Annotated in this window: 22 protein-coding genes and 1 pseudogene; 12 read left to right on the top strand and 11 right to left on the bottom strand. The window is 64.0% G+C overall.

Annotated elements, in window-relative coordinates:
• Positions 1 to 5: 5 nt before the first annotated feature.
• Together FJ973_RS22655 and FJ973_RS22650 are read right to left on the bottom strand one after the other, a co-directional pair.
• Positions 6 to 1,481, bottom strand: coding sequence for an MDR family MFS transporter (locus FJ973_RS22655; RefSeq protein WP_140557794.1), 1,476 nt, complete (start codon positions 1,479 to 1,481; stop codon positions 6 to 8).
• Between the two features lie 240 nt (positions 1,482 to 1,721).
• On the bottom strand, positions 1,722 to 2,339 hold the full coding sequence (locus FJ973_RS22650) for a DUF922 domain-containing protein (protein ID WP_181170937.1): 618 nt from the start codon (positions 2,337 to 2,339) through the stop codon (positions 1,722 to 1,724).
• Between the two features lie 119 nt (positions 2,340 to 2,458).
• Here FJ973_RS22650 and folP point away from each other — a divergent pair, with 119 nt between their 5' ends.
• Genes folP through folK form a run of 3 tightly spaced genes read left to right on the top strand, consistent with a single transcriptional unit; the run spans position 2,459 to position 4,187 of the window.
• Entirely contained in the window at positions 2,459 to 3,313 is an 855-nt protein-coding gene (gene folP, locus FJ973_RS22645) for a dihydropteroate synthase (protein ID WP_140557791.1), read from the top strand.
• Between the two features lie 3 nt (positions 3,314 to 3,316).
• Entirely contained in the window at positions 3,317 to 3,676 is a 360-nt protein-coding gene (folB, locus tag FJ973_RS22640) for a dihydroneopterin aldolase (RefSeq protein ID WP_140498905.1), read from the top strand.
• A complete protein-coding gene (folK, locus tag FJ973_RS22635; protein WP_140498903.1) occupies positions 3,660 to 4,187 on the top strand; it encodes a 2-amino-4-hydroxy-6-hydroxymethyldihydropteridine diphosphokinase in 528 nt (175 codons plus the stop codon). Before folB ends, folK begins: the two co-directional genes overlap by 17 nt.
• On the opposite strand, the gene FJ973_RS22630 is transcribed toward folK, so the two are convergent.
• The gene (locus tag FJ973_RS22630) at positions 4,179 to 4,724 is read right to left on the bottom strand and encodes a DUF924 family protein (RefSeq protein ID WP_140557789.1); all 546 of its coding nucleotides are present in this window, start codon (positions 4,722 to 4,724) and stop codon (positions 4,179 to 4,181) included. The genes folK and FJ973_RS22630 overlap by 9 nt on opposite strands.
• A gap of 11 nt (positions 4,725 to 4,735) precedes the next feature.
• Positions 4,736 to 6,571 (bottom strand): monovalent cation:proton antiporter-2 (CPA2) family protein, encoded by a 1,836-nt coding sequence (locus tag FJ973_RS22625; protein WP_140557787.1) that lies wholly within the window; start codon positions 6,569 to 6,571, stop codon positions 4,736 to 4,738.
• Positions 6,572 to 6,834: 263 nt separating this feature from the next.
• Here FJ973_RS22625 and FJ973_RS22620 point away from each other — a divergent pair, with 263 nt between their 5' ends.
• The gene (locus FJ973_RS22620; protein WP_140547541.1) at positions 6,835 to 7,101 is read left to right on the top strand and encodes a hypothetical protein; all 267 of its coding nucleotides are present in this window, start codon (positions 6,835 to 6,837) and stop codon (positions 7,099 to 7,101) included.
• 86 nt (positions 7,102 to 7,187) lie between these two features.
• Here FJ973_RS22620 and FJ973_RS22615 read toward each other — a convergent pair whose 3' ends face one another.
• The 4 genes from FJ973_RS22615 to FJ973_RS22600 form a co-directional block, all read right to left on the bottom strand.
• Complete coding sequence (locus tag FJ973_RS22615) at positions 7,188 to 7,739, bottom strand: hypothetical protein (RefSeq protein ID WP_140498896.1); 552 nt, start codon at positions 7,737 to 7,739, stop codon at positions 7,188 to 7,190.
• A 90-nt stretch (positions 7,740 to 7,829) separates the two neighbouring features.
• Complete coding sequence (locus FJ973_RS22610; RefSeq protein WP_140498894.1) at positions 7,830 to 8,951, bottom strand: YcjF family protein; 1,122 nt, start codon at positions 8,949 to 8,951, stop codon at positions 7,830 to 7,832.
• On the bottom strand, positions 8,948 to 10,426 hold the full coding sequence (locus FJ973_RS22605; protein WP_140557785.1) for a YcjX family protein: 1,479 nt from the start codon (positions 10,424 to 10,426) through the stop codon (positions 8,948 to 8,950). The genes FJ973_RS22610 and FJ973_RS22605 overlap by 4 nt, the downstream gene beginning before the upstream one ends.
• A gap of 62 nt (positions 10,427 to 10,488) precedes the next feature.
• Positions 10,489 to 10,992: a histidine phosphatase family protein gene (locus tag FJ973_RS22600; RefSeq protein WP_140557784.1), complete on the bottom strand. Its 504-nt coding sequence runs from the start codon at positions 10,990 to 10,992 to the stop codon at positions 10,489 to 10,491.
• Positions 10,993 to 11,263: 271 nt separating this feature from the next.
• Between FJ973_RS22600 and dksA the strand changes: the two genes are divergently transcribed.
• Positions 11,264 to 11,680, top strand: a complete 417-nt coding sequence (gene dksA, locus FJ973_RS22595; protein WP_140498888.1) for an RNA polymerase-binding protein DksA — start codon at positions 11,264 to 11,266, stop codon at positions 11,678 to 11,680.
• A 133-nt stretch (positions 11,681 to 11,813) separates the two neighbouring features.
• Here dksA and FJ973_RS22590 read toward each other — a convergent pair whose 3' ends face one another.
• A complete protein-coding gene (locus FJ973_RS22590) occupies positions 11,814 to 12,548 on the bottom strand; it encodes a flagellar biosynthetic protein FliO (protein WP_181168436.1) in 735 nt (244 codons plus the stop codon).
• 244 nt (positions 12,549 to 12,792) lie between these two features.
• On the opposite strand from FJ973_RS22590, the gene FJ973_RS22585 reads away from it, so the two are divergent.
• A complete protein-coding gene (locus tag FJ973_RS22585; RefSeq protein WP_140557782.1) occupies positions 12,793 to 15,369 on the top strand; it encodes a response regulator in 2,577 nt (858 codons plus the stop codon).
• A gap of 55 nt (positions 15,370 to 15,424) precedes the next feature.
• On the opposite strand, the gene FJ973_RS22580 is transcribed toward FJ973_RS22585, so the two are convergent.
• Complete coding sequence (locus tag FJ973_RS22580; protein ID WP_140498884.1) at positions 15,425 to 16,051, bottom strand: TetR/AcrR family transcriptional regulator; 627 nt, start codon at positions 16,049 to 16,051, stop codon at positions 15,425 to 15,427.
• 49 nt (positions 16,052 to 16,100) lie between these two features.
• On the opposite strand from FJ973_RS22580, the gene FJ973_RS22575 reads away from it, so the two are divergent.
• From FJ973_RS22575 to FJ973_RS22565, 3 genes and pseudogenes are all read left to right on the top strand, one after another.
• A complete protein-coding gene (locus FJ973_RS22575; RefSeq protein WP_140557780.1) occupies positions 16,101 to 16,943 on the top strand; it encodes an oxidoreductase in 843 nt (280 codons plus the stop codon).
• 82 nt (positions 16,944 to 17,025) lie between these two features.
• A pseudogene (locus tag FJ973_RS22570) lies at positions 17,026 to 17,250 on the top strand (transposase); the annotation flags it as partial.
• A 143-nt stretch (positions 17,251 to 17,393) separates the two neighbouring features.
• Positions 17,394 to 18,116 carry a DeoD-type purine-nucleoside phosphorylase gene (locus tag FJ973_RS22565; protein WP_140557778.1) on the top strand — a complete coding sequence of 241 codons (723 nt, stop codon included), beginning with the start codon at positions 17,394 to 17,396 and terminating at the stop codon, positions 18,114 to 18,116.
• A gap of 70 nt (positions 18,117 to 18,186) precedes the next feature.
• Here FJ973_RS22565 and FJ973_RS22560 read toward each other — a convergent pair whose 3' ends face one another.
• Complete coding sequence (locus tag FJ973_RS22560) at positions 18,187 to 18,492, bottom strand: ribbon-helix-helix domain-containing protein (protein ID WP_140498878.1); 306 nt, start codon at positions 18,490 to 18,492, stop codon at positions 18,187 to 18,189.
• Positions 18,493 to 18,738: 246 nt separating this feature from the next.
• Here FJ973_RS22560 and FJ973_RS22555 point away from each other — a divergent pair, with 246 nt between their 5' ends.
• The 3 genes from FJ973_RS22555 (at position 18,739) to FJ973_RS22545 (ending at position 21,356) form a co-directional block, all read left to right on the top strand.
• Entirely contained in the window at positions 18,739 to 19,134 is a 396-nt protein-coding gene (locus tag FJ973_RS22555) for a VOC family protein (RefSeq protein ID WP_140498876.1), read from the top strand.
• Positions 19,135 to 19,206: 72 nt separating this feature from the next.
• The gene (locus FJ973_RS22550; protein WP_140557776.1) at positions 19,207 to 19,737 is read left to right on the top strand and encodes a gluconate 2-dehydrogenase subunit 3 family protein; all 531 of its coding nucleotides are present in this window, start codon (positions 19,207 to 19,209) and stop codon (positions 19,735 to 19,737) included.
• Between the two features lie 47 nt (positions 19,738 to 19,784).
• Positions 19,785 to 21,356 (top strand): GMC family oxidoreductase, encoded by a 1,572-nt coding sequence (locus FJ973_RS22545; RefSeq protein WP_140557774.1) that lies wholly within the window; start codon positions 19,785 to 19,787, stop codon positions 21,354 to 21,356.
• The last annotated feature ends 34 nt before the right edge of the window (positions 21,357 to 21,390 follow it).

The raw sequence follows: 21,390 nt of genomic DNA, 5'->3' as shown, positions 1-21,390 counted from the left end.
TCGCTTCAGTCCGCCAGCACGGGGGCCTCGGGATGGCCGCGCAGCGGTTTTTCGGGCATCAGGCTGAGCGTCAGCAGCGCCATGATCAACATCACCACGGCGGCGACGAAGATCAGCCCGAAGGCGGCAGCTTCGGCACCGGCGCCGGTCGCCTGCGCGCCTTCGCCCGCCAGCGGCAGCCCGTTGCCCAGGGCGACCGCACCGAGGATAGCAACGCCGAGCGCGCTGCCCAGCGAGCGCAGGAACGTCAGAACGCCGGTGGCGACGCCAAGGTGCCTGGGGTCGACTGCGTTCTGGACAGACACCGTGGCCACCGGAAAGGTGGTTCCGCTGCCGAGCCCGACGCATGTCGTCAGGATCTCGACAACCAGCAGCGAGGCGTGCCCCGCCACCAGGCTGAGGGCGCCGAGGCATAGAACGGCGAAGGCCAATCCGAAGATGGCGATCCGCTTGTAATGGACGAAACGCGGAATGGTGCGCCCGCTGAATGTCGCGCCGGCCACCGTGCCAAGCATCAGCCCCAGGAGGGCGGTGCCGGATTCGCTTGCCGACAGGCCGATGACCGACTGGAGATAGACCGGCAAGTAGACAGACAGGCCGATATTGGCCGCCTGCAGAAGGAACATGGAGAGCGTGCCGGCAAGGACGATCGGGTTGCTCAGCACCTCGAGCGAAATCAGCGGCTCGGTTGCGCGCAGCAGCCGCAGCGCAAAGGCGCCCCACAGGACCAAGGAACTGGCGACGAGCCCCAGGATCTCCGTCGATAGCCAGGGGTATTCGCTGCCACCCCAGTTCAGCGCCAGAAGCAGCAGGGCCGTGGCGGCGACGAGAAGCAGCGCGCCGAGCCCGTCGATGCGATGCCGTCTTGCCGCGACCGGCAGCTTGCGCAGCGGCTTGTTGATGATGGCCATGGCCAGGATGCCGAGCGGAATGTTGATCCAGAAGATCAGCGACCAATGGAGATGTTCGGCGAACGTGCCGCCGAGCAAGGGCCCGGCGATGCTGGCGACTGCCCAGGTGCCCGAGATCCAGGCCGCATAGCGTGCCCGCTCGCGTGGCGGCACGAGGTCGCCGATGACGGTCTGCGCCAGGGCGAAAAGCCCGCCGCCGCCGGCGCCCTGGATCGCGCGGCCGATCACCAGCACGAACATGTTGGGCGCCATCGCACTGACCAGCGAGCCGGCGAGGAAGATGAGGATCGCGCCATAGACGGTCGGCCGGCGGCCGTAGACGTCGGAGATCTTGCCGTAGAGCGGCGCCATGGCGGTTGCGGTCAGGAGATATCCGGTCACGATCCAGGGCAGGTACTCGGCGTGGCCGAGCGCTCGCGCGATGGTCGGCATGGCCGGTGCCACAATGGTCTGGTCAAGTGCTGCCAGCAGCATCGACAGGAGAACGCCGCCGATAATGGCGTTCTTTTCGCTTTCCGTCAGCGGCGCGCTCGCGGCCGCCACGGCCTGATTGTCGACAGCCTGGTCCATAATCTTTCGTCCATATGCTTGCGCGCGCCGTCCGGTGCGTCGGCTGGGCTAGCCGGGTTGCATCCGCGGCGCGATCGGTCGTGATGCTCGTGTTTGAAAGGTCGTGCCCTTGCCAACCCCTGATATGTCGTCCCGTATAGGCCGATTTCGACCGTTGCCCGGAAATTTTTCGAAGCTGGCACTACGCTTCGGCCCGGTTGGCTCGCACCGCCGCCCCTTAGGCGACATGCATCAGGACATTCAGGTCGGCGGCAACCGGCCGTTGCCGATGCGCTCGACGCGATAGCGCAGGAGCCGCAGGATGCGGCTTTCGAAATTGACGCTTTCGACGCGGTCGAACTGCACCTGGGCGCGGTCGTGTCTGGCGAGAATGGCGGCGGTGATCTGGGCGGCCTTGGCCTTCGCCGCATCGCAGTCCTTCTGCGGGTAAGCGGCTTTCAGCGCGTCTTCCAGTTCGCGGGCGTGATTCTTGGCGATCTCGACATGGCGTTCCTCATGGCGCTTGATGTCGGACGACAGCGTGTCCCAGAACAGCCGCACATCCGCGTCGGCCTTGCGTGGGCGGCTCCATTCGGGAAGGATGACCTTGACCTTGACGGTCACGGCGGCGTCGGCGATCCGGCAGGAGCCGGACTGCCCGGCATAGCTGATGCGCGTGGTGAAGGCCATCTGTGTGGCGCCGGGATGCCGCGAGCCCGTGCTCTTCACCTGCGGACCACGTTTGGAAAGCTGTGCCTCGATGTCTTCTAGCGTCCTGCCGCCAACGGCGAAGTAGCTATATGTCTTGACGAGATTGGCCGCGCCCGCCGGAACGGCGGTGGCGGCAAGCAGCAATGCGCAAAGCAGGGTTCGTTTCATCAGGTTGCCTCTCGTCCTACCTTGCTTTACGGCCATTGCCGGCGCAACGGAATTGATCTGGTGCGGATCACACATGGTTGATGAGCCACACGGTTGATGAGCCCCATGGTTGATAAGCAATGACGGCGAGGCGATGGCAGTTGGCGCACGGACGCCATCTCGACCTTGGCGACAAGGCCGTGGTGGTCGGCATTCTCAATGTCACGCCCGACAGTTTTTCCGACGGCGGTCTGTTCGATGCCGCCGAAACCGCGCTGGTCCAGGCGCGCCGCATGCTGGGCGAAGGGGCCCTGGTCGTCGATGTCGGCGGTGAATCGACCAGGCCGGGCGCGTCCGCGATCACGGCGGGCGAGGAGCAGGCGCGCATCCTGCCGGTGATCGAGGCGCTGGCGCGTTCCGGCGAGGTGCTGATTTCGGTCGACACCTATCGTGCGGAGACCGCGCGGCTGGCCGTCGCGGCCGGGGCGCATATCGTCAACGACGTCTGGGGCTTGCAGCGCGAGCCGGACATTGCGCGTGTCGCAGCCGAAACCGGCGCGGGGCTCATCATCATGCATACCGGGCGGGATCGCCGGAAACTGCCCGACGTCATCGCCGACCAGTTCGCGTTCCTCGAAAAATCGCTTGAAATCGCCCGCCGACACGGCATCGCCGACGATCATATCGTTCTCGATGCCGGCTTCGGCTTCGCCAAGGAGACGGCCGAGGATAACCTCGACCTGATGGCGCGGTTTTCCGAGCTCAACGCCCTCGGATTTCCGCTGATGGCCGGAACCTCGCGAAAACGCTTCATCGGCACCGTCACTGGCCGCGATGCCGCCGAAAGAGGGGCTGGGACTGCGGCGACAAGCGTCATACTTAGATTGAAGGGCGCCGACCTGTTTCGCGTCCACGATGTCGCAATCAACGTGGACGCGCTGGCCGTGGCGGATGCTATGCTGGCGCGCGAAACCGCCGCCGCTTCGGGACGCTGAACCATGTATGTCATCCGCCTGAAGAACTGCGCCTTCTTTGCCCGGCACGGCGTGCTGGACGAGGAGGAGGCGCTCGGCCAGCGCTTCTATGTCGACGCCTCGCTCACCGTGGAGCCCGGGCGCGCGCTGGTCGACGATGCCATCGGGGAAACCGTCAATTACGGTGTTGCCTTCACGGTGATCGAGGAGATCATCACCGGACACAGGCGCTTCCTGATCGAGGCGCTGGCCCTGGAAGTCGCAAAAGCCCTGACGGAACGCTTCCCGCAGATCAGGAAAGCCGAAATCACGGTCCGCAAGCCGAATGCGCCGGTGCCCGGCGTGCTCGATTACGTCGAGGTGACCGTTGTCTGGCCGCAGTAACACCGTCTATCTCAGCCTTGGCGGCAATCTCGGCGATCCGGCGAGTTCGATGGCGGCGGCGCTGCGCCTGCTCGACGCCGATGCCGCCACTCGCGTAGCCGCGGTGTCCTCGCTCTACCGCACGCCGCCCTGGGGCAAGCTCGACCAGCCCGACTTCCTGAATGCCGCCGCCGAACTCTCGACCCGGCTCTCGCCGCGGGCATTGCTCGACCTGTGCCTCGATGCCGAGCGCAAGCTGAAACGCGTGCGCGAGGAGCGCTGGGGGCCGCGCCTGATCGATATCGACATCCTGGTTTTCGGCGACCGCGTCATCCACGAAACCGGCCTGGAAGTGCCGCATCCGCGCATGCTTGAACGTGCCTTCGTGCTGGCGCCTCTGGCCGAGATCGCGCCCGATCTTGCCGTAAGCGGACGAAGCGTCTCGGAGCGGCTGGCCGCCGTCGATGCGGCCGGTATCGAACGCCTGCCGTCGGGCCGCGACTGGTGGCTGGATAGACCAGCGTCAGCCTGAGAACCCGCCATCGTCCAGAAAGACTTTTTCCTCCGGCGTGGTTTCCCGGCCGAGCATCTTGTTGCGGTGCGGAAAACGGCCGAAGCGCCGGATGATGTCGAGGTGTTCTTCGGCGTATTTGAGGTAGTCCGGCGCGTTGGCCGCGGTGAGCTCGACCGACCGTTCCTGGTCGGCGAGCAATTCCGAATGTTCGAACGGCAGATACAGGAACACCCGCAATTCCGGTTCGAGCACCAGGTCCTGGCCGGCCGTTACAGCTTTTTGGGCGAAATGCTTCGCCAGCGGGTCCGTGGCGTACATGTGGCCGGTGCCGCGAAAGCAGTTGCGCGGAAACTGATCGAGCAGGATCATCAACGCCAGCGAGCCTTCGGCATGCTCCGACCAGCCGTCGCATTCGCGCCGTGCGGCCGCGTAATGCAGCTCAAGAAAGCGGTTGCGGAAATCGCCGTCGAAAACATCGCTTTTCTCGAACCATGCGTCCGCTCCGGCATCACGCCAGAATCTGGTGACCGACAGGGCTCCGCTGTCCAAATCCATGCTTTCTCCTATCAATCCGCCGGCTCGGACTTGTGCAGAACGCCGGCCGTTTCCTCGTTGAGCGCCTGGCCGGGGCGGCGCGGCGTGGAGAGCGGCGTCGGGATCGGCGTGCCGATATTGCCCTTCAGGAAGCGCTGTCCGGAGCGGATGCCTTCGGCGAGTTGCGTCTCGAAGCGGGCGGTGTCGCGGCGGCGGACGTCTTCGACCACCTCGGCGACGTCTTCCGGGTCGACGCCCAGGGCCTCCAGCGTCGAACCGCCAAAAACCAGCGCCGATTCGAATGTTTCACGCAGCTGATAGTCGACGCCTGTGCGGATGAGCTGTAGCGCGGTGCCTCGGTCGAAGGCGCGCGCCAGCACGGTGAGCAAGGGAAACTCGGCTTTGACGAGCTCGGCGATGCGTACGGCGGCATCGGGTTTGTCGACGCAGATGAGCACGGCGCGTGCGCGCCCGGCGCCGGCAGCGTGCAGGATGTCCAGCCGCGTGCCGTCGCCGTAGTAGACCTTGAAGCCGAAATCGGCCGCCGCCTGGATCATCTCGACATCGTTGTCGATGATCGACACGTCGATGCCGCGCAGCAGCAATGGCTGGCTGGCGATCTGGCCGAAGCGGCCGAATCCGATGATCAGCACGCTGCCGGTCAGCCCTTCGGCGACGTCGACGCCATCCAGCGACAGCTCGTCGAGCGGCGTCAGATACCGCAACGCGACGATCGCCAGCGGCGTCAGCACCATGGAGATGATGACGATGGCCGTCAGCGTCGCGTTGGCCTGGCCGTCGATGATGCCGACGGAAGCGGCGGCCGAATAGAGGACGAAGGCGAATTCGCCGCCTTGCGCCATGAAGACGGCGCGTTCCAGCGCCTCGCGATGGCCCGACTTCAGGATGCGGGCGACGATGTAGATGCCGAGCGCCTTCATGACCATGTAGGCAACGACATAGACGGCGATCAGCCGCCAGTTCTGAACCACCACATGCAGGTCGAGCGACATGCCCACGGCGAGAAAGAACAGGCCGAGCAGGATGCCGCGAAACGGTTCGATATCGGCTTCGAGCTGGTGGCGGAAGGTCGATTCGGACAGCAGCACGCCGGCCAGGAACGCGCCCATCGCCATCGACAGGCCGCTGAGCTGCATGGCAAGGGCGGATCCGAGAACGACCAGAAGGGCGGCCGCCGTCATCACCTCGCGAGCGCGGGCATCCGCCAGGATACGGAAGAAAGGGTTGAGCAGAAAACGTCCGGCCAGCACCAGGCCGATGATCGCGGCAAGGCCGATACCGACCTCGGCCAGCCGCTCCGACAGGCTGGTGTCGGTGCCGCCTGGCGCCAGGAACGCGATCAGGGCCAGCAGCGGCACGATCGCCAGATCCTCCAGCAGCAGGATGGAGACGATGCGCTGGCCCTTGGGCGAGGCGATTTCGCCGCGCTCTTCCAGAAGCTGCATGACGATCGCCGTCGAGGTCAGCACGAAGCCGGCTCCGGCGACGAAGGATTGCGCGATGGAAAAGCCTCCGGCTATTCCCACACCGGTCAGCAAGACCGCGCAGACCCCGACCTGAAGCGCGCCCAGGCCGAAGATCTCGCGGCGCAAGCCCCAGAGCCGCGACGGCTGCATCTCCAGCCCGATAATGAACAGGAACATCACGACGCCGAGCTCGGCGACGTGGAGGATGGCTCCCGATTCGGAAAACACACCGATGCCGAACGGGCCGATCACCACGCCCGCGGCCAGATAGCCGAGAATCGAACCCAGGCCCATACGTTTGAAGATCGGAACGGTGACAACACCCGCGGCGAGCAGCGCCACCACCTGAACAAGCTCGCTGCCCGCTGCCTCTGCCGCCATTCCCGCCATTCCGCTCGTTTGAGGACCGCAGCCTGTGCGGTCGGGTCAAGACGCCTCGGATCAGGCGCCAGCGCCCCAAGGATAGGGGCTTCGGCGGGCATGTAACAGCCCGAATCCTGCGGCGGGCAAAGTTGCAGGCACGTTACACAAGTTGAGCGCGAGGCCGCGTTGCGTCTGGCTGCAATCGGAGGTTAAGCACGCTCGGCTTCGGCCAGTGGAGGGTGTGGCGATCAAGCCGCGCCCTTTTTGAGGAGATGACTGACATGAAGAAGTTTTTGCTCGTTGCCGTCGGCCTGGCGGTGCTCGCCGGCTCGGCTTGCTCCAAGGCGCCTGAGTGCACGGCCGAGGTCGCCACCAAGAAGGCGCAGGACATGGCCGCCGCGCTGCAGGAGGCGGTTACCAAGGATCCGTCCAAGGCGGCCGATCTGACGGCCAAGGTGCAAGAGGTGACGACCAAATATCAGGGCACCACGACCCTGGCCGACGCCTGCAAGGCCTATGATGAGGTGACGGCGGCGATCAAGGGCTGATCGTTCCTATCGACGTCTACAAAAGGAGGCGGTGGCGATGGGCCGCCGTCTCTTTTTGTGTTTGGTTACAGGCGGTTGATACGCGCTCAGTTCGGCGCGATGGAGCCGACTTCGATCGCGTCGACCCGCTTCAGGCTCATGCCGATCACCGGCACCAGCTGGTCCGCGACGCGCACTGCAACCGTCACCGTCATCGAATTGTCGTCGGGGATGCGTGCCTGCATGACGCCGCGCAGCTGGTTGCGGTTGATGGTGAACACCACCTTGCGGGCATCGACCACATTGCCGCCGATGATATCGAGGCCGGCACCGGCCGCGCCGCCCATGAAGGAGCCCTTGTAATCGCGCCCCTTGCGCTCGATCTTGGCCGACATCGGCTGGGTGAACATGCCCACACGGCAGCCGCCGTCGAGCGTCATGCCCATCTTGCCGTCGGGCGTCGAGCCGGTGAAGCTGCAATTGAACTTCGTGCCCTTGTATTTGCCGGCGACGATCTCGCCCGGGCCCACCCACTTGCCTTCGGCGGACCGGAAGAACTGCTTGTCCGGCTCCGCCGCGGACGCCTGTGCGGCAATGCCGGCGACAGTGGTGATCGCAACCGCCAGGGGCAACAGGCTGGACAGAATTACGCTTTTCATCGACGACACCCGGCAACAAAGAGGCTGTTTTGGAACCAGTGCGACCATGAACAAGATTGGTTAATGCTTCGTCACTGCCAAGGTCGTCGTTCACTTGCCAGGCGGGGTGTTCTCGCTTTCCTTCCTGCTTGCGAACGATGTCAGCGCGGAGAGGAAATCACCCAGTCCCGGCCGTTTTGCCGCACTGAAGGGCAGGGGGCGCGCCGTCTCCATCGCGGCGATGCCGATGCGCGCCGTCATCATGCCGTTGACGACGCCTTCGCCGAGCTTGGCGGAGAGGCGCGCAGCCAGGCCGTGGCCGACGATCTGCTGGACGAAACTGTCGCCGACGGCGATCGAACCGGTGACCGCCAGATGCGCCAGCACGCTGCGCGCCAGGCGAAAGAAACCCAGTGTTCCCGGCCGCCCGCCATAGAGTTCCGAAAGGCGCCGGATGAGGCGCCCGGCCTCGAACACGACATAGGCTACGTCGACGAGCGCACGCGGACTGACGGCCGTCACCAGCGACACGCGTTTGGCGGCTTCCAGGATCATGATCTTGGCCCTGGCGTCGAGAGGGCCAAGGATCTCCGCCTCAGCGAGACGCACCAGATTGGCGCCATCGATGATCTCGTCGCGCAGATCGGCCAGCGCGCGCCTGCCCGCAGCCGTTTCGGGTTTGGCCGCGACGAAGGCCGACAGCTCGTCGACCACCAATCGCGCCGCCTTGGGATCGTCGCGTGCAATCGCATCGAGCGCACGTTTCTGCAGCTTTTCGACCTCGGCAAGCCGGGCGATCGCCAGGAACTCGCGAATCAGGATCACCACCAGCGCCAGCACGGCGACGGCAGCCATGCCGGCGGCCAGCCAACCCAGCCACTCGGCGCGCGCGAACAGATCGCGAATGAGCTGATCGGTCCACAGGCCGATGGCCAGCGAAACCAGCACCCCGAACGCGCCGAAGAAGATGGAGCCAAGCAATGAACGTTTCCTGCGAGCGACCGCCGGCGGCGGTTCGGCAGCGACGATGTCCGGCTCGTCGAACACGTCGATCTCCGACGGGATGACCAGCGCGACATCGCTCTTCACCGCGCGGGGCTTGCGCTGTGTGTCGGTCTGGACACGGCGCGCCTCCGGCGCCCCGGCCTGGGCACGGCGCGCCTGCGCCGCGTCCTGCTGCGATGTGGCCTCCGGTTCGATGCGGAATGCCGCCGGCTTGCGGGGCGCGGTCATGCCAGATGGTCTCCGATCAGGAACTGCAAGGCACGGTCGAGCCGGATATGCGGCAGTGACAGCATGACGCCCTCGGCCGTGCGCTCGAGTTTTGGCGGGCGAAAACGCACGAAGCGGATCGCCGGGTCGGTATTGTCCTGCCTGCGCGCTCCCCCGGGAGCTTCGAAGACAGCATCAATTTTCTCCGGTAAATCACCGGGAAATATGGCCGTTTCAGCTTTCCCGTCAAAGGTGTCGCCATTGATTGTCTCGCCCGCGAGCGGTGTGCCGATGATGACCGGCAATGTCTCGCGGCCCTGTTTGACGGTGCCTTCCCGTGTTGCGCGCACCGCCGCCATGGCGACGACGTCGACGCCGGCGCCGGTGAAATTCGCCCGCGCCACGGCGCGGTCTGCCAGCCGCCGCACGATCGCCTGCAAGCGGTCATGGCTGTCGTGATGCAGGTGGTCGGCCTTGGTGGCGGCGATCAGGATACGATCGATGCGCCGCGAGAAAAGATCGGTGAGGAAGCTGCCGCGTCCAGGACGGAAACAGGCGAGGATCTCGGTCACCGCGCGCTCCAGGTCGGCCATGGCTCCGGGGCCGGCGTTCAGCGCCTGCATGGCGTCGATCAGCACGATCTGGCGGTCGAGCCGGGTGATGTGTTCGCGGAAGAAGGGTTTGACGACATGGGTCTTGTAGGCCTCGTAGCGCCTTTCCATCATCGCATGCAGCGAGCCGCTGCGCGGGCGCTTGTCGCCCAGGCTGTTTAGAGGCGCGAAGGTCAATGCGGGCGAGCCTTCGAGATCGCCAGGCATCAGGAAACGGCCCGGCGGCAAGGTCGAAAGCGCCCGCTCGTCGAGCTTGCAGGCTTTGAGATAGGCGGCGAAATCCTCGGCCAGGCGGCGCGCCGTCATCTCCTCGGCATCGGCGTTCGGATCGATCTCGGCCGATAGCGCCCGCCAGGCCCGCGACAGGTCCTCGCGCACCGGCAACGCAGCCATTTCAAGGGCTTCGCGCGAAAAATCGGCGAAGGACTTGCCGAGCAGCGGCAGGTCGAGCAGCCATTCGCCGGGATAGTCGACGATGTCGACCGACAGTTTTCCGGAGGAAAACATCCTGTTCCAGCCGGAGGCCGATTCATATTCGATGGTCAGCCGCAATTCGGAGATGGCGCGTGTCGAATCGGGCCAGACGCGGTCGTTCACCAAGGCGGCGATATGGTCCTCGTACTGGAATCGCGGCACCGCGTCGTCGGGCTGCTCTTCGAGGAAAGCGCGCGCGATGCGCCCGGATTTCTGCGCCTCGAACAGCGGCAGGCGCCCGCCATGAATAAGATTGTGGACCAGGGCCGAGATGAAAACCGTCTTGCCCGCCCTGGAAAGGCCCGTGACGCCCAGCCGCAGCGACGGCGAAAAAAGCCCGCTGGCGCGGCCCGAAAGCGTGTCGAGGGCAATTCTCGCCTCGTCGGTGAAAGTGGTCAGCGATGATGCCAAAATTGTCTCTCGAGGCTGCGACAGGTCCGATATAGGCGTTGCCGTTCTGGTTTGAAATGGCGTCAGAGGTCAGCCGGCGTCAGGAATGCCTCGAGATACCCGGCACCCTGGGCGGCCCCGGCAAGATCGCCGCTGAAGCGCACGACCGCCAGGCCCGAGGTCGGGAAACCATGATTGAGCATGGCGCGGGCGCTTTCCTCGCCATCGCCGGACACCGCCATGGCGAGATCCTCCGTCATCGGATTGTGGCCGACGAGCAGCATCGAACCCACCCCACCATTGTCCCGGATGAGGCTGAGGTACGCGGCCGCGTCCTCGCTGTAGAGCGCGTCGACGAACAGAACCCGGCCGGTGTCGGCCCGACCGGCCACGCCTTCCAGCGTCTCCTTCGCGCGCCGGGCTGTGGAGCAAAGCGTCAGATCGGGCACATAGGAGCGCGACCGCATGGCGATGCCCATCGCCTCCGCATCAGCGTGGCCGGACGCATCGAGCGGGCGATCGAAATCACGCATGCCGGGCAGCGCCCATCCGGCTTTGGCGTGCCTCAACAGATAAAGCCTGCTCACCCAACCTCCACCGTGCCAACAGCCCGAACCGTGCCGTGATTAGCCACAAGAACGGCGTGGCGCACAATGGCAGTCGTTTTTCGGACATGACGAATCATCAGCCGGCGGCCGCCAGTTCGAAGGATCCGGTACCTAAGACCAGCCCGAATCACCTCAATCGCGCTCATCGAGGCAGATTAACAATTGCGTGAATCGGTAATCGATTGCGCTTGTGCAGGCGTTTGACCGCGAATATATAGGCGCCAAATTTGGGGCTGTTTGGGTGAGTCGAATGAACGATGCCGTTACCGCCGATTACGTACCCTCCGAAGACGAGCCGTTCATGAACGAGCGGCAGAAATCCTACTTCCGCTCAAAGCTCGTCACCTGGAAGAATGACATATTGCGCGAAGCGCGCGAAACCCTCGAAATCCTACAGCAGGAAAACGCCAATCATCCCGATCTAGCCGACCGCGCCTCTTCGGAAACCGACCGCGCCATCGAACTCAGGGCGCGCGACCGCCAGCGGAAACTCATCGCAAAGATCGATTCGGCCTTGCAGCGCATCGAGGAAGGCACTTACGGCTATTGCGAGGAGACCGGCGAACCGATCGCGCTGAAGCGGCTGGATGCCCGCCCGATCGCAACCTTGTCGATCGAAGCGCAAGAGCGCCACGAGCGCCGCGAGAAGGTCTATCGCGACGATTAGCCTGCGGTCTGCATTCAAGAAGATTTCAGCGATATCGCTCTCGAAATGGCCGGTTTTCCGGCCGTTTCTTTTTTCAGAACCCGGGTGATGCGCATAACCCCGATCGGTTTTTCGGACCGGGCGCAAGCGCTGCTCACCTTTTCTGGCTGGAGAGTTCGCCCAGAAGCCTGGTCATCTCATCGTCGAGCGACGGCGGTGTTTTTGCCACCGGCTTGGTCGCCGGACTGCTCGAGCGGGGCTGGTCGAGCGAAACCTCGAGTTCCTTCATCAGCGTTTCATCGATGCTTTCCTGCCCCGGCGGTGGTGAAGCCGGCGGCGGGGCATGCCGGACGGCATTGACGTTTGCGGAGCCGTAGGAAGGCAGCGGCGTGACATTGGTCGGCTGATAACCCTGCGCCGCCGGCTTCGGCACCGGCTCCGGAGCGCGCTGGCGGGCGGGCGCTGCGCTCACCGGCTGCGGAGCAGGTGCCTGTCTCGCCGGCGCCGGGGTGGGCTGAGGCGGACGCGGCTTTGCCACCGCGACAGGCTGCTGCGAACCGCCATCTCCGGTCAGCGCGGGACGGCGTGGCGCAGAAAGGCGGATGTCACGCTCGACGACGACATCGGTCGGGCCGCCGATCAAAAGCAGATGCTCGATGTCGTCGCGGCGCACCAGCACCAGGCGGCGATGGCTGTCGACGGCGGTGGCGTCCATGACCGCAAGCCGCGTCTTGCGGTTCCGGCCGCCCGCGACAAAGGTGCCGAAGGTCAGGTTGCGAACGAGTTTGACGATGATGAGGACGATAACCAGCAGGACCAGCGCCGCGAAGGTCCACAGCAGTGCCGCTACATAGCCGGGGCCCGCTACGCTATCCAGCCATTGCAGCATTGGTTCCCCCTGATCGGTTTGGAAGTGACGCGACACTAGACCGTTGCGGCGGGCTACCGCAAGTTGCCTTTCACGCTTCATGAACAGCTTGAAACACTGGAGGGCCGGCCGACATCATTTTTATCTGACATTTGCCGCCCGGGCCTTTTCGGGACCGGGAGAATATGATTCAACCCGACAGGGGCGGGCGTCGGCACACATTGCGGCGAGTATCGGAACACCGGACTTCAAGAGCAGGGGGCACATGGCCAAGGAAACGCGCGGCGATTTCTATCCGGTACCGATCGTCGATCAGAACACGCGGCCGGGCGCCGTTACCCGGCTCGTCATCTTCATTGCCGTCCTGACGGGGGCCGCGATCGTTTTCGGCCTGTTTCGCGAGCGGCTCGGCGACCCTTTCCTGCTGGGCATGCTCGGCGTGCTGGCGATGATCGGCGTCGGCTTCCTGTTCGCCACGGCGATCGGCTTCGTGCAGATCACTCCACGCTCGACGGGCGACGAACTGTCGAAGGCATTCGTCGATTCGATGTCGCAGGGTCTTCTGGTCACGGACACCAAGGGCCGCGTGGTCTATGCCAACCGCGCCTATGCCGACATGACCGGAGCCTCTTCCGCGGCCGACCTGAAGACGGTCGAAGGGCTGCTTTCGGATGTTCCGGAAGCTTCGGTCACCATCTACCGACTGGCCTCCGGCCTGCGTGACGGCCAGCCGGGCGACGGCGAGTTCCGGCTCGCGCAGTCGATCAAGCCTGGCGCTGAGCCAGGCGCGCGCTGGTATCGCGCCCGCGCCCGCGCTTTCAGCGTGCCGGGCCAGCGGCCGCCGATGCTCGCCTGGCAACTTGCCGACATTTCGCAGGAACGCGCCGAGCAGGAGCGTTTCTTCCTGGACCTGCAGAAGGCGATCGATCATCTCGACCACGCGCCCGCCGGCTTCTTTTCCGCCGACCAGGAAGGCCGCGTCACCTATATCAACGCCACGCTCGCCGAATGGCTGGGCATCGACCTTGCCAGCTTCACGCCCGGCGCCGTCTCCCTGCCGGAGATCGTCGCCGGCGACGGCATGGCGCTGGTGCGCTCGGTCAAGGCCGACCCCGGTACGACGCGCAACGCGGTCATCGATCTCGACCTCACGACAATGACGGGCGAGGCGCTGCCGGTGCGCTTCATGCATCGCGTTTCAGCCAGCCGCGAAGGCCTCAACGGTCCGACGCGCACGATCGTGCTCAACCGCACGCAAGGCGAGGACGCCTCGGCGGACCTGCGCGCTTCGGAAGTGCGGTTCACCCGCTTCTTCAACTCGACGCCGATGGCGATCGCCGGCGTCGACGCCAGCGGGCGCATCCTGCGCACCAATGCGCCGTTCCTTTCGCTGTTTTCATCGGTCGTCGACCGGGACGCCGTCGATCGCCGCATGCGGCTCGACACCGTCATCCACGAACGTGACCGCCCGGCCTTTGCCGCGGCCTTCGAAAAGGCAAGGCAGCGGCAGGCCGATATCGAGCCGATCGACACGCTTCTGCCCGGCAATGAGGAGCGCCACATCCGTTTTTACGTCAATGCGGTCGCCGACGGCACAGGCGGCGAGGGGGCCGAGGAGTCGGCCATCGTCTACGCCGTCGAGACGACGGAGCAGAAGGCGCTCGAAGGGCAGATGGCGCAAAGCCAGAAGATGCAGGCGGTCGGCCAGCTTGCCGGCGGCATCGCGCACGACTTCAACAATGTGCTGACCGCCATCATCATGGCGTCTGATCTGCTTCTGACCAACCATCGGCCGTCGGACCCATCCTTCCCCGACATCATGAACATCAAGCAGAATGCCAACCGGGCAGCCTCGCTGGTGCGGCAGTTGCTGGCCTTTTCGCGCAAGCAGACGCTGCGGCCGGAAGTGCTGAACCTCACCGACGTGCTCGCCGATCTCAGGATGTTGCTCGCCCGTCTGGTCGGCAACGACATCAAGCTGAAGATCGATCACGGTCGCGATCTTTGGCCGGTCAAGGTCGATATCGGCCAGTTCGAGCAGGTGGTGGTCAACCTGGCGGTCAACGCGCGCGATGCAATGCCGGCGGGCGGCGACCTCACGGTGCGCACCCGCAATGTGACCGCCGACGAGTGCAAGACTTTTCCCTACCGGGAACTCACTCCGGCGGACTATGTGGTGGCCGAGGTCGAGGACACCGGCAGCGGCATCGCGCCCGACGTGCTGAAGAAGATATTCGAACCGTTCTTCACCACCAAGGAAGTCGGCAAGGGCACCGGCCTTGGCCTGTCCATGGTCTACGGCATCATCAAGCAGACCGGCGGCTTTATCTTCTGCGATTCCGAGGTCGGCAAGGGTTCGGTCTTCCGCATCTTCCTGCCGCGCCACATCGCCGAGGCAAAGAAGGCAGGCGAACCCGGGGAAGCACCGGCAGCGGTGCCTGCCAAGTCGGCCGAGACAGGCAAGGATTTGTCCGGCTCGGCCACGGTGCTGCTGGTCGAGGACGAGGATGCGGTGCGCATGGGCGGCATGCGGGCACTGACCTCGCGCGGCTATACCGTGCACGAGGCGTCCTCCGGAGTCGAGGCGCTGGAAGTGTTCGAAGCGCTCGGCGGCAAGGTCGACATCGTGGTTTCGGATGTGGTGATGCCGGAGATGGACGGGCCGACGCTGCTCGGCGAACTGCGCAAGCGCCAGCCGGACATCAAGTTCGTCTTCGTGTCCGGCTATGCCGAGGATGCATTCGCCAGGAACCTGCCGGCGGACGCGCATTTCGGATTCCTGCCGAAACCGTTTTCGCTCAAGCAGTTGGCAACGATCGTCAAGGACATGCTGGAGTCTTAGGCCGTGAACCCATAAATCGGGAAATGGCCGAGATTGGTGGTTCCCGGAGGGCAGCTTAGGAGGCGGAATCGCCGAATAGCGGCCGTTCAGCAAATCCGAGCAGCAAGGTTTTTGCGATCTCTCGCGCCTTCGAGGCAAGCGCCTCATCCGGCAGTTCGCCGGCGGTCCAGAATGACAGGACCCCACGAAAGGCAAATGCGAGCTGCTCCGGCAAACTGCGCAGCGCCTCCTGCCTGCCGGCCGCGATCAAGCCTTCGCCCGCTCCAAGGGCCAGCGACCACAAGGTTGTGGAGTGCGCTAGGACCTTTCCGGGGGACGGGCCGGCCGTGCCGATCCATCCCATCACGGCCCGGTTTATCTCCGGCTCCTCCAGCATCACCTCGACCGCGGTATCGATGGCCAACAGCACGCGGCCTGCGGCATCGGCAGGCGGTGACATCCCGGCAAAGCGCTGGGCCATCGTATCGATCCGCCGCCGCGAAAGGGCATGCATGATCGCGGCCTTGCTCCCGAACTGATTGAACGGCGTCGCGAAACTGACTCCGGCCTCGGTGGCGAGGTCGCGCATCGAGAAATCGGCCTTACCCTGTCGGAGCAGTCGCTCCGCCGCATCGATCACACGCCGGCGAAGCGGCTCACCCCGCGTGGCGGTCGGAGCAACCTTGGTCTTGTTTGGTGTCATGCTGTTATCTATATCATGATATAGTTTCAATCATAGCCCGGAGTGAACCATGACTTCCACCCCTAAGACATTCCTCATCACCGGTGTCAGCTCCGGGCTGGGGCGAGCATTTGCAAGAGGCGCGCTTGAAGCGGGCCATCGGGTGATCGGCACCGTGCGGCGGGAAGCCGACGCCGAGATCTTCGCCGCGCTCGCGCCCGATCGCGCCCACCCGCTCTTGCTGGACGTGACCGATTTCGAGACGGTCCCGGCGGCTGTCACCGCGGCGGAACGGCAGGCGGGTCCAATCGACGTGCTGGTGAACAACGCCGGTTACGGCCATGAGGGCGTGCTGGAGGAGTCCTCCATGGACGATCTCCAGCGCCAGTTCGCCGCCAACGTCTCCGGGCCCGTCGCGATGATCAAGGCGGTGCTGCCGGGCATGCGCGAGCGGCGTCGCGGCCATATCATCAACGTCACGTCCATGGGCGGCTTCATCACCATGCCCGGGATCACCTTCTATTGCGGAAGCAAATTCGCGCTCGAAGGCATTTCCGAAGCGCTCGGCAAGGAAGTAGCAGGCTTTGGAATTCGGGTGACGGCGCTCGCTCCCGGCCAATTCCGCACGGATTGGGCCGGACGCTCGATGGATCGCACGCCGCGCAGCATTGCCGACTATGACGCGGTCATGGACCCGATCCGCGCCGCGCGACAGGCCAAGAGCGGCAACCAACCGGGCGATCCGGCCAAGGCCGCGCAGGCGTTGCTTGTGCTGGTCGATGCCGCGAACCCGCCGGTACGGCTGTTCCTGGGCGACGACGCGCTGGGGCTGGTCGACCAGAAGCTCGACGCGATGGGGAGCGAAATCAGCGCGTGGGAGGAGCTTTCGCGATCAACCAGCTTCGCATCATGAGCGCTTGGAGTGGGTCGGCTGATGAAGACGCGCCGCGCGTCTTCATCAGCCTGCAATTGGGGCGGCTCGACCTGACCGCCGGCCGAACATCCCGCCGAAGAGCAACCAAGTGAAGCCTTGCTTCAGCAAGCGGCTCTATCGCGAGTGCAACCTGATCGAGCGGTTCTTCTCTGAGCTGAAGCACTTCCGGCCTGTCGCCACCCGCTACGACAAGCTCGCCACCAACTTCCTCGCCATGGTCCAGCTCGCCTCGATGCGGCTGTGGCTCCGCGCTTATGAGTCTACGTCCAGAACAGTTCAGCTTTGATAGAGTCGCCGGCCGCTTTAACTCTTTGTTTTCGTGATATTGTCGTCCTGAAACGAAGTTTCCGTGTATTAGCGTTCCCGAATGCCTCTTGCGCAATACAGCGACAAGGCCATGATTGTGGATGAAACGGCAGGGACGAGCTGTTGACGCCACACATCGAAGCCAGCGAGGGTGACTACGCCGACATTGTGCTGTTGCCGGGCGACCCCCAGCGCGCCGAATGGATGGCCATGACATTCCTGGAGGCCCCGCGCTGCATCAACCGCCGGCGCGGGGCCCTTGGCTTCACTGGCCTGTTTCGTGGTCAGCCAATCAGCATCCAGGCGACCGGCATCGGCGGGTCCTCCTTTCTGATCTATGCGCATGAACTGCTGGACGGCTATGGCGTGCGGACCTTGATCCGTACTGGCACCTGCGGCGGGCTGACCGCTGACGTAAAACTGCGCAGCCTCGTCATCTCGCAATCGGTGCGGCCCGAAAGCGCCCGAAGCGGTCAGGTTTTCGGCCTCTATGACGCTGCAGCCGGGCCGGACCCGGCGCTGTTTGCTCGCGCATTGGCGAAGGCGGCCGAACTCGGCATCGACCATCGTGCCGGGCTGACGGCATGCAGCGACGTCTTCCACCATCCGGAGGGACGCGCCCGTTTTGCCGATGCGCAGGCAGCCGGCGCACTAGCCGTGGACATGGAGACCAGTGCGCTCTATCGCATTTCCAGGCATTTCGGGGCCCGTGCGCTATCGATCTGCACGGTGGTCGACGATATCGACAGCGGCGAACAGACCCAATATGCAGAGCGCCAGGATCTTTTTACCGACATGACGCGGCTGGCGCTGGAAATCGCCGCCGCCGATCGGCCCGGTGCGTGATAGGCCCGCCGAGCCGCCCCAGTTCCTGATGCATTCCGAACACAAAGCCGGGGGGCACTTTTCTGGATCTTCAGGCGGCTTCCCATTTCGGCGGCATCTGGTCTTCCATGCCCGGCCGGTGGCTGCGCAGATAGAGCGCGCAGGTGGTGCGCAGCATGGAGGCGAAGTTGGGAATCTCGCCATTGATCTCGATGGCCTCGTCATAGAGTTTCGAGATGAATTTCGGCGTCGTCAGGTCCTGGCTTTCGGCGATTTCGTCGAGCAGTGCCCAAAACGTCGCCTCAAGCTGGATGCTGGTCGAATATCCGTCGATGCGGATCGACCGGTTGATCTGACGATAACCTTCGGGGTCCTGGGCCGCAAATACCCTGCACATCCGACAACCTCCCACGTTCGTTGATTTTTGGCGTTGATTTTGGGTGGACAGATGCTTTTGCCGCCAGAGGCGACGCGGCCTTTGTCCCCGACAGCATTCTCAGGCAAAATCGGCTGAACAGCAATCGGACTTTCGTCCTTGCGATTGTCAGGCGAGTCGATCTTCGGAGCGTGGTAACCGGCTGCCACCATCTTTTGCCGTCGCCGCGCATAATCATCTTCGAAGCATCGAGTGGCGAGGACTGATTTGGCGAAGGCAATCCACACCATGATCCGGGTTCTCGACGAGACCCGCTCCGTCGATTTCTACAGAAATGCCTTCGGCCTCGATGTCGCCGAAAGGCTGGATTTCGACACGTTCACGCTCATCTACCTCAGCAATGCCGAGACGCAATTCGAAGTCGAACTGACCGTGAACAAGGGTCGGCAGGAGCCTTATGCGCTTGGCGATGGCTACGGCCATCTCGCGGTTTCGGTCGTCGATCTCGACGGCGAGCACGATCGGCTCGGCGCGCTCGGCCTCAACCCGAAGAAGATCGTCGAATTCAACCGTGACGGTTCGCTGATCGCACGCTTCTTCTTCATCGAGGATCCGGACGGCTACAGGATCGAGGTTCTGCAACGAGGAGGCAGGTTCCAATAGAGATCGCGGCCGCGCGTGCGCGGCGCCAGCCAAGGCATCCCATGGATGCAACCAGCAAGCAGGGAGGAAAATATGGTCACGATCTATGAAAGCAGACCCGGGCTTTCGCGGCGCGAGCTTCTGAAGCGCGGCGGCGTCGGAGCCTTGCTCGTCATTTCCGGCAGCGCGGTCATCAGCCCCGAACATGCTTGGGGCCTCGAAACGTCGGCGCTGAAGCCGGAGACGATGGCGACGCTGATCCAGATGGCGCGGGACGTCTACCCGCACGATCAGCTTCCCGACAAATATTACGCCATCGCGGTCAAGAGCCATGACGATCAGGCCGGCAAGGATGCCGCACATAGGGATCTCATCGAGAACGGCATCGCCGATCTCGACAAGAGGTCCGGCAAGGGCGGCTACCGGAACCTTGGTTGGGAGGATCAGCGTGTCGCAGTGCTGAAGCAGGTCGAAGCCACGCCTTTCTTCCAGGCGGTGCGCGGGGGCCTCGTCGTCAGCCTCTACAACCAGAAGGAGGTCTGGCCAGTCTTTGGCTATGAGGGCGAATCCTATTCCAAGGGCGGCTATATCGCGCGCGGCTTCGACGACATCGAGTGGCTCTGAGCCGCTCCTCTCGTCACCCAGCAAAATCGAAATCATGGGAGGAAACCATGGCAGCAGCGTTTGATCTGAAAAACGACAATTTGGTCGTCATCATCGGCTCGGGAGCCGGCGGCGGCACACTCGGCAATGAACTCGCCCAGAAGTGCATCGACGTCGTGATCCTGGAGGCCGGCGCTCGCCACGAATTCGACGACTTCATCAATGACGAGTGGGACTCCTTTGCCCAACTCGCCTGGAAAGACAAGCGCACGACTTCGGGCGACTGGCGCGTGGCCAGGGATTTTCCGAACCTGCCGGCCTGGATCGTGAAATCGGTCGGCGGCTCGACCACGCACTGGGCCGGCGCTTCGCTGCGCTTCCAGGAGCATGAGTTCAAGACCGCCTCGACCTACGGCAAGGTGGAGGGCGCGAACCTGCTCGATTGGCCGGTGACACTGGCCGAGATGGAGCCTTATTACGCCAAGGCCGAAGCCAAGATGGGCGTCACCGGCACCAATGACTGGCCGAGGCTGCCGGGCAACAATAATTTCAAGCTGTTGAAGGCTGGCGCCGACAAGCTCGGCTACAAGGAATGCCACACCGGCAACATGGCGATCAATTCGGTCGAGCGTGACGACCGGATGTCCTGCCAGCAGACCGGCTTCTGCTTCCAGGGCTGCAAATGGGGCGCCAAATGGTCGACGCTCTACACCGAGATCCCGAAAGGCGAAGCGACAGGCCATCTCGAGGTGAGGCCGAACGCCATGGCCGTCAAGATCAACCATGACGCCTCGGGAAAGGTGACCGGCGTCGTCTATGCCGACAAGGACGGCAAGCTGCAGGAGCAGAAGGCCCGCATCGTCGCCGTCGCCGGCAATTCGATTGAAAGCCCGCGCCTGCTGCTCAATTCGGCTTCGAGCAAGTTCCCTGACGGCCTCGCCAATTCATCGGGGCAGGTGGGCAAGAACTACATGCGCCACACCACCGGCTCGGTTTATGCCATCTTCGACAAACCGGTGCACATGTATCGCGGCACCACGATGGCCGGCATCATCCGCGACGAGGCGCGGCATGATCCATCGCGCGGTTTCGTCGGCGGCTACGAATTCGAGACGCTTTCGCTCGGCCTGCCGTTTATGGCGGCCTTCCTCGATCCCGGCGCTTGGGGCCGCTCCTTCACCACCGCACTCGACCACTACGACCACATGGCAGGGCTGTGGATCGTCGGCGAGGACATGCCGCGCGAAGAAAACCGCATCACGCTGCATGCCGACGAAAAGGACGAGCACGGCATGCCGATCGCCGATGTGCATTTCGACGATCATCCCAACGATACGGCGATGCGCGATCATGCCTACAAACAGGCCACGGCGCTCTACGATGCGGTTGGAGCGACGCGTACTTTCCCGACGCCGCCTTATCCTTCCACCCATAATCTCGGCACAAACCGGATGAGCGAGAAGGCGGCCGAAGGCGTCGTCAACAAGCACGGCCAGACGCACGACATCAATAACCTGTTCGTTTCCGACGGCAGCCAGTTCACGACAGGCGCGGCCGAGAACCCGACGCTGACGATCGTCTCGCTGGCGATCCGGCAGGCCGATTACATCGCCAGCCAAATGTCAGCGAGAAGCATCTAGTTCCACCTCCCGACTGCCTGCTGGCGCGGAGCCC

This window comes from Mesorhizobium sp. B2-1-3 (assembly GCF_006442495.1).
Lineage (GTDB): Bacteria > Pseudomonadota > Alphaproteobacteria > Rhizobiales > Rhizobiaceae > Mesorhizobium.
This window is presented reverse-complemented; position numbering and strand designations above follow the sequence as displayed.